Source organism: Paraburkholderia piptadeniae (assembly GCF_900007165.1).
In the GTDB taxonomy this organism is placed as follows: Bacteria; Pseudomonadota; Gammaproteobacteria; order Burkholderiales; family Burkholderiaceae; genus Paraburkholderia; species Paraburkholderia piptadeniae.
The window spans coordinates 70,539-96,022 of the sequence record NZ_CYGY02000074.1 but is presented as its reverse complement, the minus strand read 5'-3'; the positions used below and the strand labels follow the sequence as shown (position 1 = coordinate 96,022).

Below are 25,484 nucleotides of genomic sequence, written 5' to 3'. Positions count from 1 at the left end.
AGGGCGTGTATGAATCGATGGGCTTGCCTTTCGACAACAGGCTGGACCGCGAGTCGACGGACGGAGAAGCCGAGGCTAACGGCGCCGAAGATGAAACTGGCGAGAACGGCGAGCAGGGCGAATCACGCCCGGCTCAGGAGGTTACTGTCAGCCTCGCCATGCCCGATGGTTTGGTAGACGATATCGCTCCCCCACCGAAATGGGTCCGGCTCGACCTTATTCTGCCGTCATTCGAGTTCACGCCGGCAACCGCGGCGGTCGATGCCCAAAAGGCCACTGTTGCCCTGAACGCGGCCATCGCCACGCAGCTAGCGGATTGGGCGGTCAGTGCCGACCCAGAGATGGGGGGAAAGTTGTGGGGCTACCGTCGAGCGCGCGTCCGTCCCTCCGACGTGCGCGACTGGAAACGCTACTTGGAGGCAGTTCGCGCCTCTAATCTTGCTGTCCTTATACCGAATATCGATTTGCGTTGGGTCGTTCAGGCGGTGCCTGACCCAGTCGACGCGACCCGCATGACTGTCCATGTGGCCTTGGAGAACTGGACTGCGCCACTCACGAAGAACAATTTCAAGGAACTGGAGCCTTCGCTCTTTCAGGTATCGGTGTCCGTGACAGTGCCGGAGGGAGACCACCAATTCCTCCACTTGGACCGAGTCAAGCCGTCCTATCGATACAACCAGTACCTCAAATACCCGGCGTTGGGCTTCAACGGTGGTGTCACTCTCATCACCGACGGTGCGCTGCACCGACTTACGACGACCTGGGCACCCCGCTACGTCTTGCCGCGAATCATCCCAAGTGACACAACCGTCGAACTCAACATTGGGAAGCTGGCGCAACCGGACTGCCTTGCCGGCCTGAAACCCCTCATTAGCGCCTACGAGGCGTGGCGGACCAAGATTGAGGATTGTCCGGTGGAACAGGGGCTTGAGGGGCCGACTGCCGCCGAGCAGCGTGTTGCGGAGCGCGAAAAGTTGCGCCTGGACCTAATGGCGTGGCGTCGTGAGTTGAGCGCCATCCGGTGCGGCCTGGAAATTCTTGAAAAATCCCGCGCGCACTGGAGCGGGCCGGGCGTCCAGAAGTCACCGCTTGGCATCCCATTCGAAGCGTGGGTGTCGATGAACACCGCAATGGCCAAGGTGGCGAAATCGAAGGGTTATTCCGACTGGCGCCTGTTCCAGCTCGCTTTCATCCTGACGTCCATTCCTGCATTCGCGACCCGCATTCCCGAGTTCCACAGCTTCTACACGCCTGATGTTGCCGAACACGCCAATGCGGTGACATTGTTGTATTTCGCGACTGGCGGTGGCAAGTCCGAGGCCTTCCTCGGACTGCTTGCATTCGTGCTCTTTCTTGACCGCCTGCGGGGAAAGCAAAGAGGCGTTTCGACATTGATGCGCTACCCGTTGCGGTTGCTCACGCTGCAGCAGGCGCGCCGGACCTTCGCGACCATCGGCGCGGCTGAAGAGGTTCGGTACTCGCGTGGGCATTTCGGCGAGCCGTTCTCGCTGGGATTTTGGGTTGGCGGCAGTAATACGCCCAACTGGCATTCCGAGGAGGGATACGACGAGGTCCCCAGCGATAGCTGGACTACGCCGGATATGGAGCCGAAACAAAAGGACGTCCAGCCCTACAAGAGCGCCAGGGAACGCTGGTTGAAGCTCGCGTCGTGCCCGTTCTGTGGAAACAAGGACGGTAGTATGCTGGCTCTCCGCCGCCATTCTGGCATAGGTGCCAATGCGATGGGGCACTATTGCACGGCGTCGAAGGAAGCATGCTCTTGGAACGCGCGTTTCTCCAGGCCGACCCCGCTGCCTTTCTATATCGTGGACCAGGACATCTACGACCTGGCGCCATCTGTTCTGTTAGGGACGGTCGACAAACTGGCCGCCATCGGTCAGTCGCAGGGAACTATCCGCAAGTTCTTTGGCATGTTCGGTTTTGCGCCTTTGGTCGAAACCGACAGTGAGCGCTTATACGTGCCGATGAAAGTTAGGGATTGGGATGGGCACCCGGGAGCGGGCACACGCGCGCTGTTTCCTTCCTTCGCGTCGGGAGAAAAAAGGTTCTTCGACCCGTTCCCGGCCTTGCTCATTCAAGACGAGGCGCACCTTTTGGACGAGTCCCTCGGCACCTTCTCCGGACTGTTCGAGTCCGCGCTCGAAGCTGGGTTCGACCAGCTTGCTCCATTGCTGAAGGGGCACTTGTCATATGAACCAGACTCTGCAATCAGACGAAAAATCAAGGTAATCGCCGCATCGGCCACAGTCAGCGAACCGCAACGGCAGATGAGCAACCTCTACCAGCGCGATTCCACAGTTCAGTTCCCTTACCCCGGGCCGACCCTTTACGACTCGTTCTACTCAACGCCCCTCCAACCAGACACCACGTCGAACGATACCGAGCGAGCGGCCGTTCCGGTGGATGAAGTGGAGCTGCGCAGCCATTGGGCACGCGTCTATGCTTCCGTCTTGACCAACGGCCATCGCCACACCGTAGCGATGGCTTCAGTACTTGGCCACTTCCATCTCATGCTCACTGGCCTGTATGAGGGGCTGCGCAGTGAAGACACCGCCAAGACGGAAATCGCGCGCGCCGAGTTGATTCGGTGGGTTTCGCCCGGTCCACTTCAGGCTCAGTTCGTTCGGCTCCTTGAAAGCGCCGATGCTGCGACACTGCTGACGCTGGTGGACCTGCACCGTATCGCGCTGACCTACGTCACCAACAAGAAGGGCGGTGACCAAGTCATTGACACCGAGAAGGTGCAATTCGAGAAACTCCACCAAGCTGACGGATATGCCGACCACATTTTGAACTCCGAGCTCATATCCGGCGCCGTTTCTGCGGCAGACATTCAGGATATTGTCCGCCGAGCCGAGACTCGTGTTGGTGTCAACGAGCCTTTCCCAGAACTCAACAGTACTCTCCGGTCGGTCATTGCCACCTCAGCCATTTCTCATGGCGTCGACGTGGAAGAGTTCAACGCGATGTTCTTCGCGGGTATCCCGTCGGACATTTCCGAGTACATCCAGGCGTCGTCTCGGGTAGGCCGAACACACGTAGGCTTCTCGCTGCTAGTGCCGGTACCACAACGCTATCGAGACCGATTCGTGCTTGAGATTCACGATATTTTCCATCGGTTCCTGGAGCGGATGATACTGCCGGCGGCGGTTGACCGATGGGCCGAAAAGGCGCTCGTGCGTGTGATGCCGAGCTTCTTCCAGGAGTACGTGTGTGGAGTCAACGCTATTGAGTACCTGTGCGCAGCCGATGACGACCGGAAGCGTATCTGCCCCACGTTTGCGAAGGCGCCAGATGTACGAGACTTCCTTGACGTGCCAGCCAACATGAAGGCAACCGAACTCTTTATCGAAAAGGCCCTCGGTCTGTCGTCTTCTCCTCCGCCAGAAGGAAAGAATTACTACCGGTCATTGCTTAAGGGGGAGCTCACTCACTACCAACAAGACCTCAGCGTTGAGCGGTTGGTCAACGCGACGTACTTGGTGAAGTTTTTCGCGGTGCGTAACAGCCTGCTGCGCCCAATGACATCGCTGCGCGACGTGGACCAACCCGGATTGATTCAAGAGTCGCGCTTTGACGCATCATTCAAGCCCGTGAAGGATGGTATGACGGCGCGGGCGATGACCTTCATCCGGCGAGGGTCCGGTGCAGACATCGACTCAACTGACAGTGATACGGAAGCGCGTAGCTGAGGGAGACAAAAAATGGCCAAAGCCAAAACGATGAATCGCTCTCGCAACCAGCTTGCGACGGCCTACGCACCAGAAAGCTTTTTTACATTCGAGGGAGGAATGGGGGCATGCATTGCCCGTTCTTCGGCCGGGGAGCCGGTTCAACTATCCGAGTTGACCATGGACTTGATATTCCATCGCATAAGCGAGCTCGGCCAAGCATGGTTCGATACCGCTTCGTCTGCACGCGATGGCGACGTTACCAAACCTCGCATTCTGCCGGCGCAATGCGTCGACCACGCTATGCTGGACCCGGCTAGGACCGAATTTCAACTGCCGGGCCAAGACCGCTTTTATCTCTGCCGCCCATCACACATGGAGTACACGCCGGCACCTTTGACATTCGTCTGCCGGACATGTGGGATGTTCCAAGGTTATGAGACTCTTGCTGAGCTGGACAAGAATCTCAAGGACCTGACTCCTGAACATTGCCCCAATCCGAAGAAGAAAGGCCAGTGCGACTGGGAGCAACTGGACGTTATTTTCGTGCACTGGTCCGGCCACTGGGAGGCAGCTTTTCCAGGTCAGTGGCACTGGAGCGACCGTGATGCCAAAGTCATCAAGCGCTTTGACAACTGCGTTTGCGGAAGCTTCCAGTTCAAGCTGAACCGACGCTCGGCTGGCATTGGGGATTGGTTCTTCGAGTGTGCCGCTTGTGACAAACCGTTGTCCCCGAAGTGGCTGCAGAACGACCGCGACACGCTGCGCATTCTTGGACCAGCGATGGCGCCTGACCGGCTCACTGAGGTGCGCATGCAGGCGGCTCCTTATCGCGCGTCAAGCGCCTACTATGTCAAGTCGGACCTCTTTATCGACTTCAAGGATGGTAGCCAGCAGTTGCTGACGCGGCTGCTGCCTGGACGCGACGCCGAACTCAAGGATTTCGTTGCCAGGCAGTACGGTTTCACCGCTGAGAGCATCACTGACGATGACGTGAAGAGTGCTTGCGACGGCAAACCCGAGTGTGCCAACGACCTCGCGGACTACCTAGATGCAGTAGGGAAAATTCGGGACGTCGAACCTCACTTGGAATCCTTTCCCGACATTGCACGTGCGGCAATGAAGGGGCTACTGGATACCGCGTACAAAAGCCGACAGCGCATCCTCGATGACCTTCGGCAGAGGCAGATTCTGGTACCGAAGGTAGACTTGCCGATGTCTGTTATGTCGAACATTCGGGACAGGCAGTCCAAGTTCGCGTCGAAATTCGACCCGTTCCGGTTGGCAATCGAACACGCTACGCTCAAGAACACGCGACTCGATGTTGAGAAGAAGACAAACGGTAAGAAGCCGTACGTCTCTTTCACCAGGCTTGATGAGGACCTGGCACCGGAGGACAAGAACAAGACGGGCGAGGTGCAGGCGGTGACGCGTGCTCTGCTCGACAGGCTGGGTCTGGAGGACATGGGCCTTATCCGGGAGTTTGACCTATGCCGCTTTAGTTTCGGTTACTCGCGAATGGAGTCGACGCCCATCCTCCGAGATAAACGCGGTATGGATATGCCGGTCCGCCTGAATTTATTTCCACCCGTCAAGCAGAACGACGCCATACGGTATCCGGTGTATGTTGTGCAGCAGGGCAATGAGGCGCTCTATGTGCGCCTCAAGGAAGAAATCGTTCTTGAATGGCTGAAAAGCCTCAAGTGTTCGGATATGTTCAATTTGAACCCCGGAGAAAAGATTGGCGCCGGTCTGCTGGGCGCGGCGCAGTCGATGAACCCCTTCTTGGATAATCTGCCCGAGACTACGTCACCGCCCGTTTACTTCTACCTGTACACGCTGCTGCACAGCTACTCGCACCTGCTGATGAAACATGTGTCGGAGTACTCAGGTTTGGACTTGGGTTCGCTGGGCGAGTACATTTTCCCGGCAGACTTGGCGTTTGTGGTTTACCGGAACGGCACGACGATGGACTTGGGTAACCTGTCCTCACTCTGGCGCAATGCCGGTACGGCGATGCTGACCGCGTTGCTGGCTTCTAAGGCAACCCAGTGCGGCACGGGTTCTCTTTGCACGGAACGTGGTGGCGCCTGTCCTGACTGCGTGATGATGCCGGAGACATCCTGCATCGCAGGCAACAAGCTGCTATCGCGGTCCGTGCTGCGGTCTATTGGTGGCAGCCCTCGCCTCGACAAGCGAGGGCTGCCAATTCGTGGCTATTTCGATATGGTCCAGCCATAGGTTTCGTAGCATCTGCAAGGAGGCTTCCCGTGCTTCCAAGGAGGCGGCGTTCGCGACGCTCCAGCAAGTTCGGAGTTCACGCGGACGCTGGCAGGTTTCAGCGTGGACACGCAACAGTGGAACCACCGAGGCGTAACCTCCCGTCTGCCGTACTCACGCAGGCATTCGCATATCGTCTGTCGACTGGCCCATGCTCGGGGCGCTGACACCATCATGTGCGGTGCATCAGGTGACCGAGTTCCAGCCCGGGAAAATCCAGTTTCTCCATTGCCTGGACGAGCAGTTCAAACGGCAGCCGTTTGAACCGACCTTCCTTCCTGCCATAACGGCTGTCAGGCGCGTGCCCAATCAGTTCGTCGATGACGTGCCCACTGATGCCCGCCAGCTCGCCAAACGTCTGGAAGGTGTGGCGGAAACTGTGATACACGAGCGCGGGGTCCGTGAGGCCGATGGGCGAGCGCAGGTAGGCGTTGAACCAATTGGAGAACACAGCGCCGCGCTTGCCATACTGGTTGGTCGAGAGGTCAGGGAAGAGCCATGCCGAGCCGCCAGCTGGCCGGCGGGATTCGACGTAGTCGAGCCAGCCAAGTCGCCGCAGGTTACGGTGGACTGGAACGTGGCGCATGACAGTCCGGTTCCCGGTCCGGCTCTCGCGCTTGGAGTCGTGCAGGTGGAAGCACCATGCGCCATCGCGCTGGACCATATCGGCGACCGTGAGCCGGCACAGGTCTTCGACCCGGGCGCCGGTATGCGGGCCGAGCAGCGGCAGCCAGTAGGCGGCCTCGCCACCTCCCTTCCCCGGACGGTGTCCGTGTGTACAGACCGGTGAGGCAAAAATGGCGTTTAGCTGCTCAATGGTAAAGGCGGTGCGTACCGTCTTCCGATTGCGTTCGACCACCTTGGCGGGATATTTCATGCCGCTGAACGGGGTGCTGGCCAGCTTCGTCAGCTTCTTGCGCATGGCGAGCGTGACGAGCGGCGACAGCAGCGACAGAATCGTGTTCACGCGGCCGTGCTCGACTTCGTCCTTCTCGAGGCAGAGCGTCTTGAATCGTTCAACGTGGTCGGGCGTCAGGACCGACAGGGGCAGGTTGCCCACATGCGACTTGAAGCGCTGTACCTGCCTCGTCACGTCGTTGACGGTTTTCGGCGAGGGCATCCGCTCCGCCTTCCAGCATTTGAGGGCGGCCTCCCAGGTATCGTCTTCGTCGACCAGGGGAATCAGTTCGGGCGTCTCGCTGACTTTGCCCTCGAGGCGCCGCAGTTCTTCTTCGACGACGGCCAACTGCGCATCGGTAATCGCCCTCAACAGGGTGACGAACTCCGTCGACGCAGCGGGTAGCCAGGCGCGCTCCCACGTCAGATGTTCCTCGACGGACTCGCGTACGTCCGAAAAGTCGTCCGACGCCCGGGCCCGGCGCAACTGCTGGCGAGCCTCGAGCAACAAGCTTCGGTGTGCCTCGTCGTCGTAGTCGTCTTTGTCTTTGCCTTCGGCTTCGGCTTCGGCTTCGACTTCGTCACTCTTTTTTTTGAAGTAAGTCGGACGCGTTTCGTCATCGTTCGCCAGCGCGTTGACGGTGTAGCGCTCGACCAGTCGGGGAATCTGCACGGCGGAAAGGCGCGTCGTGCCTGGCGGTTGTGCGGTCGGGTGGTACGGATGAGGCTCGTCGTCGTCCGCCGGACGCAGGCTGTGCGGCAGCCAGCTGTCGCAGGTCGCTGCGGCCGCGTCGGCCGCAGCCCGCGCTGGGGCGATGAGGCGTTCGAATTCCAGGGCGGCCAGCGGCAGGCGGGTGATGGCCACCTCCTTGCTGGGCGTTTCGAGGCTGAGCCAGAAGTCCTTGCGTTGGAGCAGGGATTGCAGTTCGAGCGGAATTTTGCGACGGAAATAGTAGTTCGACGAACCGCGACGGGGGGCGAGGTAGGGGTGTTTCACGGTGTGCTCTCCACGGAAGGTAACAGTGGCGTGTAGCACCCGCGCCCGAAAAACGCCCCGCACCTAAAACGCACGCGCGCTTTAGACGCCCAACGCGCCTGTTCGGGCGCATTCCCGGCGTTCCAGAACAAAAAAGCCGCTGTCCTGGCGGAGCAGCGGCTTTTCTGTTGAAGCTGGTGGCGAATCAGGGACTCGAACCCCGGACCTGCGGATTATGATTCCGTCGCTCTAACCGACTGAGCTAATTCGCCGAAAGAAGCGAAATTATGAAGATGCCGTTGGAAGCTGTCAACCCCCGCCGGCATCTTTTTTGCGGCTCCTCGTCAGTTGCGCGGTGCTCAGTCCTGCGCGTAGATGTTGGAGTCCTTGGTCTCACGCACGAAAAGCAGGCCGATCACGAAGGTGCCCAGCGCGATCACGATCGGATACCACAGCCCCGAGTAGATGTTGCCCTTGGCCGCAACAATCGCGAACGCGGTCGCCGGCAGGAAGCCGCCGAACCAGCCGTTGCCGATGTGATACGGCAGCGACATCGACGTATAGCGGATGCGCGTCGGGAACATCTCGACCAGCATCGCCGCGATCGGGCCGTACACCATCGTCACGTAGATCACGAGGATCGTCAGGATCACGACCGTCATCGGCCAGTTGAGCTGCGACGGGTCGGCCTTCGGTGGATAGCCGGCAGTCTTCAGAGCGGTGTTCAGGGTCTTGTCGAACGTCGCGCCGGCTTCCTTGGCGCCCGCGGCCTTGCCGTCATAGGTGTCGATCGTCGTGTCGCCGACCTTGATCTGCGCAAGCGTGCCCGCCGGCGCAGCCACGTTGTCGTAGTTCAGGCCGGCCTTCGACAGCGCGCTCTTCGCGATATCGCAGGACGTCGTGAACTTGGCCGTGCCGACCGGGTTGAACTGGAACGAGCACTCGTCCGGATTTGCGATCACGACGATGGGCGCCTTTTGCGTCGCGGCTTCGAGAGCCGGGTTCGCGTAGTGCGTCAGCGCCTTGAACAGCGGGAAGTACGTCAGCGCCGCGATCAGGCAGCCCGCCATGATGATCGGCTTGCGGCCGATGCGGTCGGACAGCGAACCGAAGAACAGGAAGAACGGCGTGCCGATCAGCAGTGCGATCGCGATCAGAATGTTCGCGCTCGCGCCATCGACCTTCAGCGTTTGCGTCAGGAAGAAGAGCGCATAGAACTGGCCCGTGTACCAGACAACAGCCTGGCCGGCCGTTATGCCGATCAGAGCCAGGATCACGATCTTGAGATTCTTCCATTGGCCAAACGCTTCCGAGAGCGGCGCCTTCGACGTCTTGCCTTCAGCCTTGATCCGCGCGAATGCCGGCGACTCGCTCAGTTGGAGGCGAATCCACACCGAAACGCCCAGCAGGAACAGCGATGCAATGAACGGAATGCGCCAGCCCCAGCTGCCGAACGCTTCTTCGCCCATCGCCGTGCGCACGCCGAGAATGACGAGCAGCGACAGGAAGAGGCCGAGCGTCGCCGTCGTCTGGATCCACGCGGTGTAGAAGCCACGCCGGTTGGCTGGAGCGTGTTCCGCGACGTAGGTCGCTGCGCCGCCGTACTCGCCGCCGAGGGCGAGGCCTTGCAGCAGACGCATCGCGATGAAGATCACCGGTGATGCGAAGCCGATCGCCGCATAGCCCGGCAAGAAGCCGACCACGCAGGTCGACAGACCCATGATGACGATCGTGATCAGGAACGTGTACTTGCGGCCGACCATGTCGCCGAGCCGCCCGAACACCAGCGCGCCGAACGGGCGCACCGCGAAACCGGCCGCGAAGCCGAGGAGGGTAAAGATGAAGGCGGCCGTCGGATTGACGCCGGAGAAAAAGCTCTTGCTGATGTAGGCCGCGAGGGAGCCGGCCAGGTAAAAGTCGTACCACTCGAAAACCGTGCCCAACGACGACGCGAAAATCACCCGTTTCTCGTCTTTCGTCATCGGCGCGTGCGAGATTTGCCCGCTTACGGTAGCCATATGTCGTCTCCAGTATTGATATCAGTCGCGGTTCGCCCGGACAGGCGTTGCCGTCTAGCGATTATTGGAGCGGAAACTTACGGCGTTCTGACTCGGCGCGTATGCTTTTGGGAGTCATCGAAATTGGCTAAAGTTGGCCAATTTCGCGCTAATTTCGTCTATTAATGCGCGAATCGTCTGAAAACCGTCCGCATGCGATTGCTGACGGAAACGGGCCAAACTGACGGGTTAGGGTAAGTCCTGTGCACGTTCCAACATCTGCAGGCTGACACGGACGAGCGTCCCGGCGAGACGCGGCGACGCTTGATACACGTTGTCGTCGATGCTGAGCTTGCCGCCGTGCATCGTCGCGATTTCGCGGACGATCGCGAGACCGAGTCCGCTGCCGTCTCCTTCGCGTCCGAGAATTCGGTAGAAGCGCTCGAGCACGCGCTCGCGCTCCGCGGGAGGAATGCCCATGCCCGTGTCTTCGACTTCCAGATGGGCCATCCCCGCGACATCGTCGCGCCGCACCCGCACGGTGATGCGTCCGCCGGCGGGCGTGTAGCGGATCGCGTTGTCGATCAGGTTGGACAGCATCTCGCGCAGCATGACCGGGTTGCCTTCGACTTCGATCGCTTCTTCGGGCGTTTCCGGTCCTTCGTAGCCGAGATCCATCTGCTTCGCGAGCGCGGCCTGGACCCAGTCGCGCACGGCGCTGCGGGCGACGTCGCCGATTTCGACGCGCGTGAAGATCTGCCCGGACATGCGATTTTCCGCGCGCGCCAGCGCGAGCAGCTGCGTGACGAGCCGCGCGGCATGCTCAGAACTGGTCGCGATCTGTTCGAGCGAACGATGCACTTCCGCCGACGCATCCTGCCGCAGCGCCAGCTCCGCCTGAGTGCGCAAGCCCGCGAGAGGCGTCTTCATCTGATGGGCGGCGTCAGCGATGAAGCGCTTTTGCAGCTCCATGTTCTGTTCGAGGCGCGTCAGCAGGTCGTTGAACGATGTGACGAGCGGCTCGATTTCGGGCGGCGCGCGGCGCGCTTCGAGCGGCGACAGGTCGTCGGGGCGGCGCGCGCGGATATGCGCCTGCAGCGCGTGCAGTGGCGCGAGCCCGCGCGACAGCCCGAACCACACGAGCAAAATTGCGAGCGGCAGGATCACGAACTGCGGCAGGATCACGCCCTTGATGATGTCGTTGGCGAGCGCGCTGCGTTTGTCGAGCGTCTCGGCCACCTGCACGAGCACGGGCTGCGCGCCGGGCGTCTGCGGAAACTCGACGGTCGTATAGGCCACGCGGATGTCGTTGCCGCGCAGCAGATCGTCGCGGAACTCGACGATGCCTGGCTGCGGCCGGTCTTCTTCACGCGGAAGCGGCATGTCGCGATCGCCGGCGACCAGTTCGCCGCGCGTGCCCAGCACCTGATAGAACACGCTGTCGATGTTGTCGGCGCGCAGGAAATCGCGCGTAGACTCGGGCAACGTCAGTTCGGCGACGCCATTGACGGGATGAATCTGCCGCGCGAGCACGTACGCGTCTGTTTCCAGTGCGCGGTCGAACGGCCCGTTCGCAATCGACTTCGCGACCAGATACGTGACGGCGAGACTCATCGGCCACAGCAGCAACAGGGGTGCGAGCATCCAGTCGAGGATTTCGCCGAACAGCGAGCGCGGACGCGTCTCCGTGGCCGCTTCGGTTTCGTCGGGCGGCGCGAACGGATTCGCGTAACGGGCGTCGCGGACTTCGTCGATATCCGCCGCGTGCGCCGTGGCGCGTGGTGCGCGGACGGACATGGAGCGCCTTTACTTGAAGTGGTGGCTGGCGGGCATCGCCGCCGACGCGGCCGCCTCGGATTGCTGTGGCGCCGGCGTCTGCGGCGATGCCTGCTCGCTAGCCGTTTGTGGTTGCGTCTGCGGTGACGGCGCGGCCTTCTCGAGGCAATAGCCAAGCCCGCGCACGGTGATGATGCGTACTCCGCTCGGTTCGATCTTCTTGCGAAGCCGGTGCACGTACACCTCGATCGCGTTGTTGCTGACTTCCTCGCCCCATTCGCACAGATGATCGACGAGCTGTTCCTTCGATACCAGCCGCCCGATCCGCTGCAACAGGACTTCGAGCAATCCTAGCTCACGCGCGGAGAGATCGATAACCTGCTCGTTGGCATAGGCAATTCGGCCGACCTGATCGAACGACAGCGATCCGTGCCTGACGACGGTCGGGCCGCCGCCCGCGCCGCGCCGTGTCAGCGCGCGCACGCGTGCTTCGAGTTCGTTGAGCGCGAAGGGCTTGGCCATGTAGTCGTCGGCGCCGAGGTCCAGTCCCTTGACGCGCTCGTCGACGCTGTCGGCGGCCGTCAGGATCAGCACGGGCAGGTTCGAATTGCGCGCGCGCAGACGCCGCAGCACTTCGAGGCCGGACATTTTCGGTAGTCCGAGATCGAGAATCAGGAGGTCGAAAGTCTGCATCGACAGCGCGGTATCTGCTTCCGCGCCCGTCTTCACATGGTCAACGGCGTATGCCGATTGGCGGAGTGATCGGACGAGACCGTCCGCGAGTATGCTGTCGTCTTCGGCAATGAGAATTCGCATGTTGCGCCTTGCCCGGCCGGCACCGGGGCGCTCCGGCGCACAGCGTCTCCGAAAATTTTTTGTGGGTAGCGAGTGTGGCCCGCTTCGCACATGTGGACGTCCACATGTGATTCGGGCTTGCCAAAACTACTGTTTTTTTATACAGTGTCTGCGTTTAGCGTGCTGGCTGTTCATACCGTGTTCAAAGCGGTGTCGAATCAGCCGGTGCACCTGCCTCAGACGCCGTTCATCATAGCAAAGGACGATTCATGGAAGAAAGCAAGAAAGGCTCGGCTGGACTGACTGCGGAAAAGAGCAAGGCACTTGCTGCCGCGCTTGCGCAGATTGAAAAGCAGTTCGGCAAGGGGTCGGTCATGCGGCTCGGCCAAGGCGAGGCAGTTGAAGATATCCAGGTGGTCTCGACGGGATCGCTGGGCCTCGACATCGCGCTGGGCGTCGGCGGTCTGCCGCGTGGCCGTGTGGTGGAAATCTACGGGCCGGAGTCGTCGGGCAAGACCACGCTGACGCTGCAGGTCGTCGCCGAAATGCAAAAGCTCGGCGGCACGGCGGCGTTCATCGACGCGGAACACGCGCTCGACATCCAGTACGCGCAAAAGCTCGGCGTGAACGTGAGCGACCTGCTGGTCTCGCAGCCGGACACGGGCGAACAGGCGCTCGAAATCGCGGACGCACTGGTGCGTTCGGGCTCGATCGACATGATCGTGATCGACTCGGTTGCCGCGCTCGTGCCGAAGGCTGAAATCGAAGGCGAAATGGGCGATTCGCTGCCTGGCCTGCAGGCGCGTCTGATGTCGCAGGCGTTGCGCAAGCTGACGGGCACGATCAAGCGCACGAACTGCCTCGTCATCTTCATCAACCAGATCCGCATGAAGATCGGCGTGATGTTCGGCAATCCGGAAACCACGACGGGCGGCAACGCGCTGAAGTTCTACGCGTCGGTACGTCTGGACATTCGCCGTATCGGTTCGATCAAGAAGAACGACGAAGTGATCGGCAATGAAACGCGCGTGAAGGTCGTGAAGAACAAGGTGTCGCCACCGTTCCGCGAAGCGATCTTCGACATCCTGTATGGCGAAGGCATCTCGCGTCAGGGCGAAGTCATCGATCTCGGCGTGCAGGCGAAGATCGTCGACAAGGCCGGTGCCTGGTACAGCTACAACGGCGAGCGTATCGGCCAGGGCAAGGACAACGCGCGTGAATTCCTGCGTGAGAATCCCGAGATCGCGCTCGAGATCGAAAACCGTATCCGTGAGTCACTCGGCGTGAGCGCAATGCCGACGGACACCGCGGTGGCCGCGGACGCGGAAGTCGCGGGCGAAGAAGAATAATCGTCGCGTGATACGCAAGGGCCGCCGCGGTTCTTCGCGTCCTGCTTCCTTCACCAAGGACGCAGGACACGATGCGGGCGGCCCGCGTGACGACGAGGCATTCGAATCGTCGTCACGCTCATCTTCAGTTTCATCTGCGCCTGTGGCCTCGTCGTCGCGTAAACACGACTCGTCATCGGAAGATTTCGATCCGTTCGAGTCGTTCGATGCCCACGATCGTGCCGCGGGGCTCGGTCCGTCCCGTTCGTCTCCTCCCAACCGCTCGGGCGACGACAGTGGCGAGACACCCTACACCCGATCACGTCGCCAGCCTGGCGAAGCCAAATCTGCCGATACGGCAAGCCGCACATCACAACGTCCCGCGCGTTCGCTCAAAGGCCGCGCGCTCGGCTACCTTTCGCGCCGCGAATACAGTCGCGCCGAGTTGTCACGCAAGCTCGCGCCCTACGCGGAGGAGGGCGAATCCATCGACGAACTGCTGGATTCGCTCGAAAGCGAAGGCTGGCTATCCGATTCGCGTTTCGCGGAAAGCCTGATCAACCGGCGTGCGTCACGCATGGGCGCGGGCCGCATTGTCGGCGAACTCAAGCGCCATTCGGTCGGGCAGGCGCTAGTCGAAGAAGTCAGCGCGCAGTTGCGCGAAACGGAACTGGCGCGCGCTCAAGCTGTATGGCGCAAGAAGTTCGGCCAACTCCCCGAGACGCCCAATGAGCGGGCGAAGCAGGCGCGCTTCCTTGCCGCGCGTGGGTTTTCGCAGGCGATCATTGGGAAAATCCTCAAGGGTATCGACGAAGACTGGGCGTCGGAATAAGGCGAGTAAGTCGGGCGCGTTCCACGACAGAAGCGCCGGATGAAACGCGCCTAAGACCTGTGCCGCAACTCCGCGCAACTCCCGTCGGAACAAGCCCCTGCGGGCTTCGGCCAGTCTCAAATACCCAGTATGCTAAAATTCAACGGTTCTTCAATCCGGCCTTTTTTCTCGCATGCCGCTCTCCCCGCCAGTGTCCCGACAATTGCGCCATCGCCGCGCAATCCGAGTGGATGCATACGAGCGTGAAGATGACCTGTGGGATATCGAGGCGTGCCTCACCGACGAAAAGCCACGTGATGTGGCGCTTGCGTCGGGTGTCCGGCCGAACGGCCTGCCGATCCATGAACTCTGGCTCCGCATCACGATCGATCGCAAGCTCAATGTCGTCGACGCTGAAGCGTCGTCCGACTGGGTGCCGTATCCCGGTCTGTGTGAAGCCTCCAATCCCGCCTATCGCGCCCTCATCGGGCTCAATCTGTTCCGCAACTTTCGTCGTGATGCCGCCCGCTTGCTGGCGGGCACGGCTGGCTGCACGCATCTCACCGAGTTGTGCGCAGTCCTGCCGACGGCGGCCATCCAGGCATTCGCCGGCGACGTGTGGAACACCGCGAGGGGAAAGCCGGGGGACGGGCAGCAAGCGGGTTCGCAAAACGGATCGGGAGACGGTTCGAGCCAGCACGCACTGGGCAGCAACGGACGGGACGTACAACTCAACGCTTCGAGCGAGCACGCGAGCGGTCAAGCAAGCGAGCAATCAAACGACAAACCGCCATTCCAGCTGGGTCGCTGCCATGCGCTGCGATTCGACGGCGAGGCGGTGCGCCAGTTTTATCCGCGCTGGTATGGCCACGCGCCGCGTTCAGCGGATCGTGCGGACGTCGCAGCCGACGGACAGACCGTGAAGACGGCGCGTCCCGAGTAAGCGGTCCAGGCGGAAGCGAAGTTCAATCCAACTCTCAGACTGAAGGGAATCACGCATGAAGATTCACGAGTACCAGGGTAAGGAAATCCTGCGGAAATTCGGAGTCGCGGTACCGCGCGGCAAGCCGGTCTTCTCGGTGGACGATGCGGTCAAGGCCGCTGAAGAGCTGGGCGGCCCGGTGTGGGTCGTGAAGGCTCAGATCCACGCGGGTGGCCGTGGCAAGGGTGGCGGCGTGAAGGTCGCGAAGTCGCTCGACCAGGTTCGCGAATACGCGAACCAGATTCTCGGCATGCAGCTGGTCACGCACCAGACGGGCCCGGAAGGCCAGAAGGTGAATCGTCTGCTGATCGAAGAAGGCGCTGACATCAAGAAGGAACTGTATGTCGGTCTCGTGATCGATCGCGTGTCGCAGAAGGTCGTCGTGATGGCCTCGAGCGAAGGCGGCATGGACATCGAAGAAGTCGCGGAGAAGACTCCGGAAGCGATCCACAAGGTCGCTGTCGACCCTGCCAAGGGTCTGCAGGATTCCGAAGCCGACGATCTCGCGAAGAAGATCGGCGTGCCCGACGCATCGATTCCGCAAGCGCGCGCGATCCTGCAAGGTCTGTACAAGGCATTCTGGGAAACGGACGCATCGCTGGCCGAAATCAACCCGCTGATCCTGACGGGCGAAGGCAAGGTGATCGCGCTGGACGCCAAGTTCAACTTCGACTCGAACGCTCTGTTCCGTCATCCGGAAATCGTCGCTTACCGCGATCTGGACGAAGAAGATCCCGCTGAAGTGGAAGCATCGAAGTTCGACCTCGCGTACATCTCGCTCGACGGCAACATCGGCTGTCTCGTGAACGGTGCGGGCCTCGCAATGGCAACGATGGACACGATCAAGCTGTTCGGCGGCGAGCCGGCGAACTTCCTCGACGTCGGCGGCGGCGCGACGACGGAGAAGGTCACGGAAGCCTTCAAGCTGATGCTGAAGAACCCGAACCTGACGGCGATTCTCGTCAACATCTTCGGCGGCATCATGCGCTGCGACGTGATCGCGGAAGGCGTGATCGCGGCTTCGAAGGCGGTCGATCTGCAAGTGCCGCTCGTCGTGCGCATGAAGGGCACGAACGAAGACCTCGGCAAGAAGATGCTGGCTGACTCCGGCCTGCCGATCATCTCGGCGGACAGCATGGAAGAAGCTGCGCAGAAGGTCGTCGCGGCTGCCGCAGGCAAGGCCTGATCGCCCCGGCGCTTATCACCGGATTACGAATGGCGGCGTGCGAGCGGCGCGGGTAGAGAGTTTTGCCGCAAGACGCTAATGCGCATGTCGCCAAACGAACAGAGGTCAATACATGTCGATTCTGATCAACAAAGACACCAAGGTCATCACGCAGGGCATCACCGGCAAGACCGGTCAGTTCCACACGCGCGCATGCCGTGAATACGCTAACGGCCGCGAAGCGTTCGTCGCGGGCGTGAACCCGAAGAAGGCTGGCGAAGACTTCGAAGGCATTCCGATCTACGCGAGCGTCAAGGAAGCGAAGGCAGAAACGGGCGCGACCGTCTCGGTCATCTACGTGCCGCCCGCAGGCGCTGCCGCTGCAATCTGGGAAGCCGTCGAAGCCGATCTCGATCTCGCGATCTGCATTACGGAAGGCATCCCCGTTCGCGACATGATCGAAGTGAAGGACCGCATGCGCCGCGAAGGCCGCAAGACGCTGCTGCTCGGGCCGAACTGCCCGGGCACGATCACGCCGGACGAACTGAAGATCGGCATCATGCCGGGCCACATCCACAAGAAAGGCCGCATCGGCGTCGTGTCGCGTTCGGGCACGCTGACGTACGAAGCAGTCGGCCAGCTGACGGCGCTGGGCCTCGGCCAGTCGTCGGCGGTCGGTATCGGTGGCGACCCGATCAACGGTCTGAAGCACATCGACGTGATGAAGATGTTCAACGACGATCCGGATACGGACGCCGTGATCATGATCGGTGAAATTGGCGGCCCGGACGAAGCGAACGCGGCGTACTGGATTAAGGAAAACATGAAGAAGCCGGTGGTCGGCTTCATCGCCGGCGTCACGGCGCCTCCGGGCAAGCGCATGGGCCACGCCGGCGCGCTGATCTCGGGCGGTGCGGATACGGCCGACGCGAAACTGGAAATCATGGACGCCTGCGGCATTAAGGTCACGAAGAACCCGTCGGAAATGGCACGCCTGCTGAAGTCGATCCTGTAAGACGTGTGGCGATAGCGCCGGAAACGCCCGCTGGTTGCGGCGTTTTTTGATATTCTTACGAAATTCTTTCGTAAGACGCAGTTCAAAGCGAGGGAGCGAGCGATTGCTCCCTCGCTTTTTTGTTGCCTGCGGCTTTCGCCACCTTTTATTCTGCTTTCCATGCTCGAGTTCCTCGCCACGCTCCATTGGGGCGCCGTTTTCCAGATCATCGTCATCGACATCCTTCTGGGTGGCGATAACGCGGTCGTGATCGCGCTCGCCTGCCGCAATCTGCCGGCGGCGCAGCGCACGCAGGGCGTGCTGTGGGGCACGCTGGGCGCGATTCTGCTGCGCGTGGTGCTGATTGCGTTCGCCGTCGCGCTGCTCGACGTGCCGCTGCTCAAGTTCGCGGGTGGCCTGTTACTGCTGTGGATCGGCGTTCGCCTGCTCGCGCCCGCACCCGACGCGCACGCGAACGTCAAACCCGCCGACAAGCTGATCACGGCGATCAAGACGATCGTCATTGCCGATGCCGTGATGAGCCTCGACAACGTGATCGCGATTGCAGGCGCCGCCGAGGCCGCCGAGCCGCATCACCGCATTGCCCTGGTCGTGTTCGGGCTGTTCGTCAGCATTCCGCTGATCGTGTGGGGCAGCCAGCTCGTTCTGAAGCTGCTGGACCGCTACCCGATCGTCGTCACGGTCGGCGGCGCGCTGCTCGGCTGGATCGCGGGCAGCCTCATCGTCAACGACCCGGCCGGCGACCGCTGGCCGATCCTCGACACGCCGCTTGCCGAGTACGGCATGCGCATCGCCTGCGCGCTGTTCGTCGTGATAGCCGGCTACGCGCTGAAGCGGCGAAACGCGGCGCGCATCACCGGTACGCCGCCGGGAATGCATTGACGCCATTCACTCTACCGATGCATTCGCACGCGCACCATTAGCCATTCGGCCGACTGCCGGCGCCATTCGCGGCTCGCTACGATCGAAGCGCCTGTCCTGATTCCCGGGGCAGGCGCTTTCGTTTTGAGGAGTCTGCCGATGATCGCTACTGTTGCCGTTGCTTCGTTGTCCACCCTTCATGCCCCCGGGCGGCGCGCCCGTTCGATGCCCCCATGGTCCGCCGCCCTTGCGCGCATCGGGCGATTCTGGGGCTTCACGCTGATCGAGCTGATGATCGTGCTGGCGATCGTCGGCGTGATTGCGGCGTATGCCATTCCAGCCTATCAGGACTATCTCGCGCGAAGCCGCGTCGGCGAAGGAATGTCGCTGGCGGCGGTCGCACAGTTGACGGTCGGCGAGAACGCCGGCAGCGGCAACGCGTTCGGCAGCGGTTATGCATCGCCGCCCGCCACGCGCAATGTCCAGTCGATCCACATCGACGACGACACCGGCCAGATCACCATCGCGTTCACCGCGCGCGTCGCGCAAGACGGCGCGAATACGATCGTGTTCGTGCCGTCCGCGCCCGATAACGCCGACACGCCGACTGCGCGCGTCGCGCTTGCGAAGGGCGCGGTACAGAAAGGCACGATTACGTGGGAATGCTTCGCGGGCGGCAAGGCCGCATCGTCGCTGCCCGCGCCGGGCGCCGGACCCATGCCTGTCGACGCTCCGACGTTGGCGTCGAATCTCGCGCCGCCGGAGTGCCGCAGCTGACGGGAACTCGATGAAGAGTGGCGCGTCCTGAATCTGTTGAACATCGTCAAGGGTCACGGCAAAAGCTTTCGTGCCGTGGCCCGATTCGAGGTTATTTCGGCCGGCCGGCGCACAGCGCAAGGATTTTTTTGTATAGTGCGCCGGTTGCTGAGATCCCCGCTTACTCATGCCCAACCCCTTTGCACGTTACCTGTCCTTATTCCTGTTGGCCTGTGCGTTGATCCTGCCGTATGCCGTCGTCAACCACACGTACCCGATCCCGACGTTCTATGCCGAATTCACGGCGCTTTCGCTGTATCTGCTGCTGGGCGCGGGCGTCGCCTTTCTGGTGTCGACGGCCCGGCCGCGCGTGGCGTTCGCGTCACCCGTGGTGGCGCTGGTGCCTCTGGCGTTCGGGCTCGTGCTGATTGCGCAGTCGATCGTGCTGCCCGTCGCGCAGCCGTCGATGAACTGGCTCGGCGCGGGCTTCCTGCTTGCCGCGTTCATGGCGGTGCACGCGGGCTATGGGTTCAGCCGGGCGAATCTGTCGGAGACTGTGGTGACGGTGGCTGCATTCGCGCTGGTGGTCGGCGGGCTGTTTGCCGTCTTCTGCCAGGTGATGCAGCTGTTCCACCTGGAGGTGAAGGTGACGCCGCTCGTCGTCGCGTACAACCTGACGTCCGACCGCCGGCCGTTCGGCAACATGGCGCAGGCCAATCACCTCGCAACCTGCATCGCGTTCGCGACGGTGGGCGCGATGTACCTCGTGCAGACGCGACGCATCAACGTCTTTATCTGGCTGCTGGTGTCGGCAATTTACTCGGGCGGGTTTGCGTTGACCGTGTCACGCGGTCCGTGGCTGCAGATGGGCGTGATCGTCGTCGCGGGCTTCTGGATGGCGTTCGCAGAGCAGCGGCGCAATGTGTCCCGACGACGCGGCAGTCGCGAGTGGCTGTTGCCCGTCGTGCTCGCCGTGTTGTTCATCGTGGTGAATGCGGCGATCCGTTGGGCGAACCTGCATTACGACCTCGGTCTTGCCCGGTCCGCGGCGGAGCGCATGAAGGACGCAGGCCAGATCGCGCCGCGTCTCGCGCTGTGGAAATACGGCCTGACTATGTTTCGCACGCACCCGTTGCTCGGCGTCGGCTGGGGCGAATTTCCGCGCTACGAGTTCGATCTGGCAAAGGCGCTGGGCGGCGTGGAGATCGCGAACAACTCGCATAACATATTTATCGATCTGCTCGCAAAGACGGGTCTGATCGGCCTCGGCATCGTGCTGCTCGGGCTCGGTGCGTGGTTCGTGCGCGTCGTGCGCGCGCCGCACACGGCTGCGCGCGTGTTCGGCCTCGCGATGATCGGCGTGCTCGTGATGCACGCGCTCGTCGAATATCCGCAGCAGTACATGTTCTTCCTGTTGCCCGCGATGTTTGTCTTCGGCCTGCTCGATACGAAGCCGCTGCGTCTGATTCCGGGCGGCGTGTCGTTCGGCGCGTTCGTCGTGATCGTGTTCGGCGGGCTGGCTGCGCTGTATCCCGTCTATCGCGATTACGCGCGCTCGGAGGTGTTGTACTACGGCTCGCGTCCGTTCGACCAGTATCGCGAGGACCCGTCGTTCCTGTTCGGCGCATGGGGCGAGTACGGCATGGCGACGCTTCTGCCGATCAATGCGCAGGATCTGCCGCACAAGCTCGCGATGCATCGTCAGGCGATCGCGTTGCTGCCGGGCGAAACGGTGCTGCGTCGCTATGCGGTACTGCAGGCGCTCGCCGGCGATACGAACGGCGCGTTCGATACCGTCGACCGTCTGAAGATCTTCGCGGAAGAACTGCACGACTGGCCTTCACAGCTCGCGTATCTGTACGATCTGTGCGATCAGCAGAAGACGCTCGGGGCGTTCAAGGCGGAACTGATGAAGAAGTATGGAACGCCGCCGAAGGGCATCAATGACAATGACGAGGAAGATAGCGACGACGAAAGTTGAGTCGCCCGTTCCGATGTCGTAGAAACGTGAGCGGCGCGCTCAGCGCGCCGTCACTGCGCCACCCAATCCCCCGACTTCCCGCCGTGCTTTTCTAGCACCTTCACATCGGTGATCGTCATTCCGCGATCCACCGCCTTGCACATGTCGTAGACAGTGAGAAGGCCGACCTGCACGGCTGTCAGCGCCTCCATCTCGACGCCCGTGCGCCCCAGCGTCTCGACCTGCACGCGGCAATGCACGGCGGGCACCGTCTCGTCGAGTTCGAAATCGACGGCCACGCGCGTAAGCGCGAGCGGATGGCAGAGCGGAATCAGATCGGCGGTGCGCTTGGCGCCCTGGATCGCGGCAATGCGCGCGATGCCGATCACATCGCCTTTCTTCGCTTCGCCCCTGCGGATCAGCTCGAACGTCGCTGGCAGCATGCGGATCGATCCACGCGCGACGGCGATGCGTTTCGTTTCCGCTTTGCCGCCGACGTCCACCATATGCGCCTGGCCGGCTGCGTCGAAATGAGTGAGTTCGGGCATGTTGGCTCCTTCAGAGGGCGCCTATCATAGCAGCGCAGGATGCCGCCGCGCACTCGGGCGCGAATCGCCATCAGTTCACGATAGCCTGGATCGCGTGAAAGCGCCTGATCGCGCGCGAGCCGCCGCCCAGGCGTTTCAGCTGGTCTGCACATTCGCTGCAGTCGGTACAATCGCAACAGGCCCGTTCCTTCCGGCTCCTTACGCCGCTTTCGATTTCGCCCATCGTCCGCAATGCGTCTGAAACGGTTTATCGCTGCGTTGTTGTCCGTCACGCTCGCCGTTCCGCCCGCGATCATCGCGCAGCCGTCGAATACCTCGGAGCTGCCGCTCGTCACCGGGCCGCTCGACGCGTATGGCGATGCCCCCGTGCCGCACGACATCGCGCAAGGCGTGTTCGGCATGTATGGCGGCGCGCAGGCGCGCCTCTCGGGCAACTCCGGCGGCAATGCGAGCCTGCGCGCGCCGATGTCGACGCAACAGCTGCCGGACCTCGGCGACGGCTCGGGCGGAACGCTCACGCCTCAGGCCGAGCGCAAGCTCGGCGAGCGCGTGATGCGCGAAATCCGCGCCGATCCCGACTATCTCGACGACTGGCTGGTGCGCGACTATCTGAACTCGATCGCCGGGAAGCTCGCCGCCGCCGCGGTCGCGCAATACGTCGGCGGCTATCGTCCGGACTTCGATCTGTTCGCGATGCGCGATGCGCAGGTCAACGCGTTTTCGCTGCCGGGCGGCTTTATCGGCGTGAACACTGGCCTGATCGTCTCGACGCAGACGGAATCGGAACTCGCATCGGTGCTCGGTCACGAGATGGGCCACGTGTTGCAGCGGCATATCGCGCGCATGATCACGGCGGGCGAGCACAGCGGCTACGCGGCGCTGGCGGGGATGCTGCTCGGCGTGCTGGCGGGCGTGCTCGCGCATAGCGGCGATCTGGGCAGCGCGATCGCCGTCGGCGGCCAGGCCTACGCCGTCGACAACCAGTTGCGCTTCTCGCGCGCGGCCGAGCACGAAGCGGACCGCGTCGGCTTTCAGTTGCTTGCGGGTGCGGGCTACGATCCATACGGGATGGTCGCGTTTTTCGAGCGGCTCGATCGCGCGGCGATGAGCGACGCAGGCGCGCCCGCCTACGCGCGCACGCACCCGCTGACGGGCGAGCGTATCGCCGACATGTCCGACCGCGCGCGCCGCTCGCCGTACCGGCAGCCGCGCCAATCGTCGGAATACGCGTTCGTGCGCGCGCGGGCGCGCGTGCTGCAGGACCGCTCGCGCAGCGAGTACGCGGACGACATTTCGCGCATGCGCTCGGAGATCGAGGACCGCACCGCGATCAACGTGGCGGGCAACTGGTACGGCATCGCCTACGCGCAGACGCTGCTCGAACGCTACGACGATGCAGCCGCATCGCTCGCCAATGCGCGCGCAGCGTTCGAGTCGGCTGAGCGCGCGGAGGGCGACGCGACGCGCAGTTCGCCGAGCCTCGATGTGCTTGCCGTCGATATCGCGCGGCGCGCCGGCCGCAACGACGAAGCCGTGCGTCTCGCGGAACTCGCGCAAAAGCGCTGGCCGCAATCGCACGCGGCCATCGAGATGCATCTGCAGACGCTCCTGACCGCGCGCCGTTTCAGCGAGGCGCAAGCGCAGGCGCTGCGCGAGACGCGCTCCGATCCGCAGCAGCCTGTCTGGTGGCGCTATCTCGCGCAGGCGAGCGTCGGCACGGGCGATGCGCTGACGCAGCATCGCGCGCTCGCGGAGAAGTTCGCGCTGGAAGGGGCGTGGCCGTCGGCCATCCGGCAACTAAAGGAGGCGCGCGACATCAAGTCGGTCGGCTACTACGACCTGTCGACCATCGACGCGCGTCTGCATGAACTGGAGGCGCGCTACAAGGAAGAGCGCGAAGACGAAAAGAACAGCAGCTAGCGTGCGGACTTGTCCGAATCGGAGGCTGCCTCTGCCGCGGCGCGTGCAGCGGGACTTCCGACGAATCCGAAGCGCTTCTCGACTTCAGCCTTGCGCACCGGCTCCAGCGTCAACACAAGGTCGTCGCGCCAGAGGAACTGGCCGCTGCGGCCGTCGCCGGCGAGTTCCGCGTGCTCGGAGAACAGGTCGAGGTCGTGATCGTGCAGGACCGCGATGCGTGCGGGCGATGATTTGTCCGTGAAGAGAATGCCGCCTTCGTCGTCGAGATACGCGGCGGCGGGTTCGAACGCTGCGCCCGCCTGATCGGTCAGCGTGAGCTTGCCAGTCGCGTCGTCGGTGGCGAGCCGCACGACGAACGGCGTGTAGACGAGTTCGACGTACACGCGCTGCGGCCCGTTCTGGAAGAACCATTGGCCCTCGTCGTCGGCTTCGTAGTTGCGGTTGATGAAGCCGAGCAGCGCGGTGTGGCGGATCGGCTCGCCGAGTGCGCCAGCCGCTTGCGCCGCTTCGTCGCGCATGCGCCAGTTGCCGCGCCTGTCGAATAGCAGCCAGCCGGTGCAATGCGGCACGTTCGGCCATTTGGCGAGTGCCTGCCTGACGATGTCATCCATGATGCGTGAACGGATCGAAATAGCCGAAGACGCGGCGCGAAAGCCAGTCGATACGGCCGGGGAAAGGGCCCGTCATGAAGCCGACGTGTCCGCCGTGCTCCGGTTGATCGAGTTGCACCGCCGATGATACCTCGCCGCGCGACGGCAGCACGGCGCCTGGCAGGAAAGGGTCGTTGCGCGCATTCAGCACGAGCGTCGGCACGGTGATCTCCGGCAGCAGCGGGCGGGTGGTCGCGCGGGTCCAGTAGTCGTCGGCATTGCGGAAGCCGTGCAAGGGCGCCGTCACGACGTCGTCGAACTCATACATCGTGCGGCTCGCGAGCACATCGTCGAGATCGAACAGGCCCGGATACTGCGCGAGTTTTTGCTGCGCCTTCTGCTTGAGCGTCTTCAGGAAGCTGCGCGTGTAGATCATGCCTAAGCCTTGCGACAGCGCGTGGCCCCCGGCGTGCACATCGAGCGGCGCGGAGATCGCTGCCGCCGCCGCGATGATCGACGCGTCCTCGCGGCGCTCGCCGAGCCAGCGCAACAGCACGTTGCCGCCGAGCGACACGCCCGCCGCCACGATCGGCCCCGTGTGCCTCTCGCGCAGACGGCGCAGCACCCAGTCGACTTCATTGCTGTCGGCGAGATGATAGAACCGCGGCAACAGGTTCATCGAACCGCTGCAACTGCGAAAGTGCGGCACGACACCATGCCAGCCCCGCGCGTAGGCGGCCGCCATCAGCGTGCGCGCGTAATGCGAGTCCGAACTGCCTTCGAGTCCATGAAATAGCACGAAAAGCGGCGCGTCAGGACGCGCGCGATAACCGGTGAGTGGATCGGGCGCGAGCCAGTCGAGATCGATGAAATCGCCGTCGGGCGTGTTCCAGCGCTCGCGCCGGTACGAGACCACGGGAGGGCGGCCGAACAGGGCGGGGACGATCGTCTGGATATGGCTGTTGGGCAGCCAGAGCGGGGCGCGGTAGAGCAGGTCGACAGTCGCCTCGACGGGAATTCCCACCGCAGCCTCTACGGCCGCCGCCGCTGCACCGAGGGCCGGTCTGGAAGAAGCTTTCTTGTCGTGGGTCGTGCTCATGCCAACACCGGTATTCAAGTGAAGCCTCAAGGCGAG

The 25,484-nt window shown here is 62.5% G+C and carries 18 protein-coding genes and 1 tRNA gene; 11 read left to right on the top strand and 8 right to left on the bottom strand.

The window, feature by feature from the left end; all coding sequences use genetic code 11:
• Nucleotides 1-5 precede the first annotated feature (5 nt).
• A complete protein-coding gene (locus tag BN2476_RS35150; RefSeq protein WP_173819695.1) occupies nt 6-3,713 on the top strand; it encodes a DEAD/DEAH box helicase in 3,708 nt (1,235 codons plus the stop codon).
• Between the two features lie 12 nt (nt 3,714-3,725).
• Nucleotides 3,726-5,933 carry a DUF8724 domain-containing protein gene (locus BN2476_RS35145; RefSeq protein ID WP_087738800.1) on the top strand — a complete coding sequence of 736 codons (2,208 nt, stop codon included), beginning with the start codon at nt 3,726-3,728 and terminating at the stop codon, nt 5,931-5,933.
• A 211-nt stretch (nt 5,934-6,144) separates the two neighbouring features.
• Here the strand turns inward: BN2476_RS35145 and BN2476_RS35140 are convergent, their stop codons facing one another.
• The 5 genes from BN2476_RS35140 to BN2476_RS35120 form a co-directional block, all read right to left on the bottom strand.
• A complete protein-coding gene (locus tag BN2476_RS35140) occupies nt 6,145-7,866 on the bottom strand; it encodes a site-specific integrase (protein WP_087738799.1) in 1,722 nt (573 codons plus the stop codon).
• Nucleotides 7,867-8,040: 174 nt separating this feature from the next.
• Nucleotides 8,041-8,117 (bottom strand) — tRNA-Met (locus BN2476_RS35135).
• An 87-nt stretch (nt 8,118-8,204) separates the two neighbouring features.
• Nucleotides 8,205-9,863 (bottom strand): MFS transporter, encoded by a 1,659-nt coding sequence (locus tag BN2476_RS35130; RefSeq protein WP_087738798.1) that lies wholly within the window; start codon nt 9,861-9,863, stop codon nt 8,205-8,207.
• Between the two features lie 228 nt (nt 9,864-10,091).
• Complete coding sequence (locus BN2476_RS35125) at nt 10,092-11,639, bottom strand: sensor histidine kinase (RefSeq protein ID WP_087738797.1); 1,548 nt, start codon at nt 11,637-11,639, stop codon at nt 10,092-10,094.
• Between the two features lie 9 nt (nt 11,640-11,648).
• Nucleotides 11,649-12,434 (bottom strand): response regulator transcription factor, encoded by a 786-nt coding sequence (locus BN2476_RS35120; protein WP_087738796.1) that lies wholly within the window; start codon nt 12,432-12,434, stop codon nt 11,649-11,651.
• A 248-nt stretch (nt 12,435-12,682) separates the two neighbouring features.
• On the opposite strand from BN2476_RS35120, the gene recA reads away from it, so the two are divergent.
• The 8 genes from recA to BN2476_RS35080 all read left to right on the top strand — a co-directional run bounded on the left by recA (nt 12,683) and on the right by BN2476_RS35080 (nt 21,312).
• On the top strand, nt 12,683-13,762 hold the full coding sequence (gene recA / locus BN2476_RS35115) for a recombinase RecA (protein WP_087738795.1): 1,080 nt from the start codon (nt 12,683-12,685) through the stop codon (nt 13,760-13,762).
• A 7-nt stretch (nt 13,763-13,769) separates the two neighbouring features.
• On the top strand, nt 13,770-14,573 hold the full coding sequence (gene recX / locus BN2476_RS35110; protein ID WP_087738794.1) for a recombination regulator RecX: 804 nt from the start codon (nt 13,770-13,772) through the stop codon (nt 14,571-14,573).
• A 172-nt stretch (nt 14,574-14,745) separates the two neighbouring features.
• Entirely contained in the window at nt 14,746-15,495 is a 750-nt protein-coding gene (locus BN2476_RS35105) for a DUF2889 domain-containing protein (RefSeq protein WP_087738793.1), read from the top strand.
• A gap of 55 nt (nt 15,496-15,550) precedes the next feature.
• Nucleotides 15,551-16,720, top strand: coding sequence for an ADP-forming succinate--CoA ligase subunit beta (gene sucC / locus BN2476_RS35100; protein WP_087738792.1), 1,170 nt, complete (start codon nt 15,551-15,553; stop codon nt 16,718-16,720).
• A 112-nt stretch (nt 16,721-16,832) separates the two neighbouring features.
• Entirely contained in the window at nt 16,833-17,714 is an 882-nt protein-coding gene (gene sucD, locus BN2476_RS35095) for a succinate--CoA ligase subunit alpha (protein WP_087738791.1), read from the top strand.
• A gap of 159 nt (nt 17,715-17,873) precedes the next feature.
• A complete protein-coding gene (locus BN2476_RS35090) occupies nt 17,874-18,596 on the top strand; it encodes a TerC family protein (RefSeq protein ID WP_087738790.1) in 723 nt (240 codons plus the stop codon).
• A 138-nt stretch (nt 18,597-18,734) separates the two neighbouring features.
• Nucleotides 18,735-19,352 carry a pilin gene (locus tag BN2476_RS35085; protein ID WP_087738789.1) on the top strand — a complete coding sequence of 206 codons (618 nt, stop codon included), beginning with the start codon at nt 18,735-18,737 and terminating at the stop codon, nt 19,350-19,352.
• A gap of 166 nt (nt 19,353-19,518) precedes the next feature.
• Nucleotides 19,519-21,312, top strand: coding sequence for a PglL family O-oligosaccharyltransferase (locus BN2476_RS35080; protein ID WP_087738788.1), 1,794 nt, complete (start codon nt 19,519-19,521; stop codon nt 21,310-21,312).
• Between the two features lie 50 nt (nt 21,313-21,362).
• Here the strand turns inward: BN2476_RS35080 and moaC are convergent, their stop codons facing one another.
• The gene (moaC, locus tag BN2476_RS35075; protein ID WP_087738787.1) at nt 21,363-21,839 is read right to left on the bottom strand and encodes a cyclic pyranopterin monophosphate synthase MoaC; all 477 of its coding nucleotides are present in this window, start codon (nt 21,837-21,839) and stop codon (nt 21,363-21,365) included.
• A gap of 231 nt (nt 21,840-22,070) precedes the next feature.
• Here moaC and BN2476_RS35070 point away from each other — a divergent pair, with 231 nt between their 5' ends.
• Nucleotides 22,071-23,759 carry a M48 family metalloprotease gene (locus BN2476_RS35070; RefSeq protein WP_087738786.1) on the top strand — a complete coding sequence of 563 codons (1,689 nt, stop codon included), beginning with the start codon at nt 22,071-22,073 and terminating at the stop codon, nt 23,757-23,759.
• Here the strand turns inward: BN2476_RS35070 and BN2476_RS35065 are convergent.
• Both BN2476_RS35065 and BN2476_RS35060 read right to left on the bottom strand, forming a co-directional pair.
• Complete coding sequence (locus BN2476_RS35065) at nt 23,756-24,370, bottom strand: DUF2946 family protein (RefSeq protein ID WP_087738785.1); 615 nt, start codon at nt 24,368-24,370, stop codon at nt 23,756-23,758. The two genes, BN2476_RS35070 and BN2476_RS35065, sit on opposite strands and share 4 nt — an antisense overlap.
• Nucleotides 24,363-25,448, bottom strand: a complete 1,086-nt coding sequence (locus tag BN2476_RS35060) for a hydrolase (RefSeq protein ID WP_087738784.1) — start codon at nt 25,446-25,448, stop codon at nt 24,363-24,365. Before BN2476_RS35060 ends, BN2476_RS35065 begins: the two co-directional genes overlap by 8 nt.
• Nucleotides 25,449-25,484: the final 36 nt, after the last annotated feature.

Bases quoted from the DNA above. Each gene is read 5' to 3' on its own strand.
- recA (WP_087738795.1), top strand. From the start codon at position 12,683: ATGGAAGAAAGCAAGAAAGGCTCGGCTGGACTGACTGCGGAAAAGAGC.
- BN2476_RS35125 (WP_087738797.1), bottom strand. From the start codon at position 11,639: ATGTCCGTCCGCGCACCACGCGCCACGGCGCACGCGGCGGATATCGAC.
- BN2476_RS35065 (WP_087738785.1), bottom strand. From the start codon at position 24,370: ATGGATGACATCGTCAGGCAGGCACTCGCCAAATGGCCGAACGTGCCG.
- BN2476_RS35145 (WP_087738800.1), top strand. From the start codon at position 3,726: ATGGCCAAAGCCAAAACGATGAATCGCTCTCGCAACCAGCTTGCGACG.
- sucD (WP_087738791.1), top strand. From the start codon at position 16,833: ATGTCGATTCTGATCAACAAAGACACCAAGGTCATCACGCAGGGCATC.
- BN2476_RS35060 (WP_087738784.1), bottom strand. From the start codon at position 25,448: ATGAGCACGACCCACGACAAGAAAGCTTCTTCCAGACCGGCCCTCGGT.
- BN2476_RS35080 (WP_087738788.1), top strand. From the start codon at position 19,519: ATGCCCAACCCCTTTGCACGTTACCTGTCCTTATTCCTGTTGGCCTGT.
- BN2476_RS35085 (WP_087738789.1), top strand. From the start codon at position 18,735: ATGATCGCTACTGTTGCCGTTGCTTCGTTGTCCACCCTTCATGCCCCC.
- BN2476_RS35130 (WP_087738798.1), bottom strand. From the start codon at position 9,863: ATGGCTACCGTAAGCGGGCAAATCTCGCACGCGCCGATGACGAAAGAC.
- sucC (WP_087738792.1), top strand. From the start codon at position 15,551: ATGAAGATTCACGAGTACCAGGGTAAGGAAATCCTGCGGAAATTCGGA.
- BN2476_RS35090 (WP_087738790.1), top strand. From the start codon at position 17,874: ATGCTCGAGTTCCTCGCCACGCTCCATTGGGGCGCCGTTTTCCAGATC.
- BN2476_RS35070 (WP_087738786.1), top strand. From the start codon at position 22,071: ATGCGTCTGAAACGGTTTATCGCTGCGTTGTTGTCCGTCACGCTCGCC.
- BN2476_RS35120 (WP_087738796.1), bottom strand. From the start codon at position 12,434: ATGCGAATTCTCATTGCCGAAGACGACAGCATACTCGCGGACGGTCTC.
- moaC (WP_087738787.1), bottom strand. From the start codon at position 21,839: ATGCCCGAACTCACTCATTTCGACGCAGCCGGCCAGGCGCATATGGTG.
- BN2476_RS35105 (WP_087738793.1), top strand. From the start codon at position 14,746: ATGCCGCTCTCCCCGCCAGTGTCCCGACAATTGCGCCATCGCCGCGCA.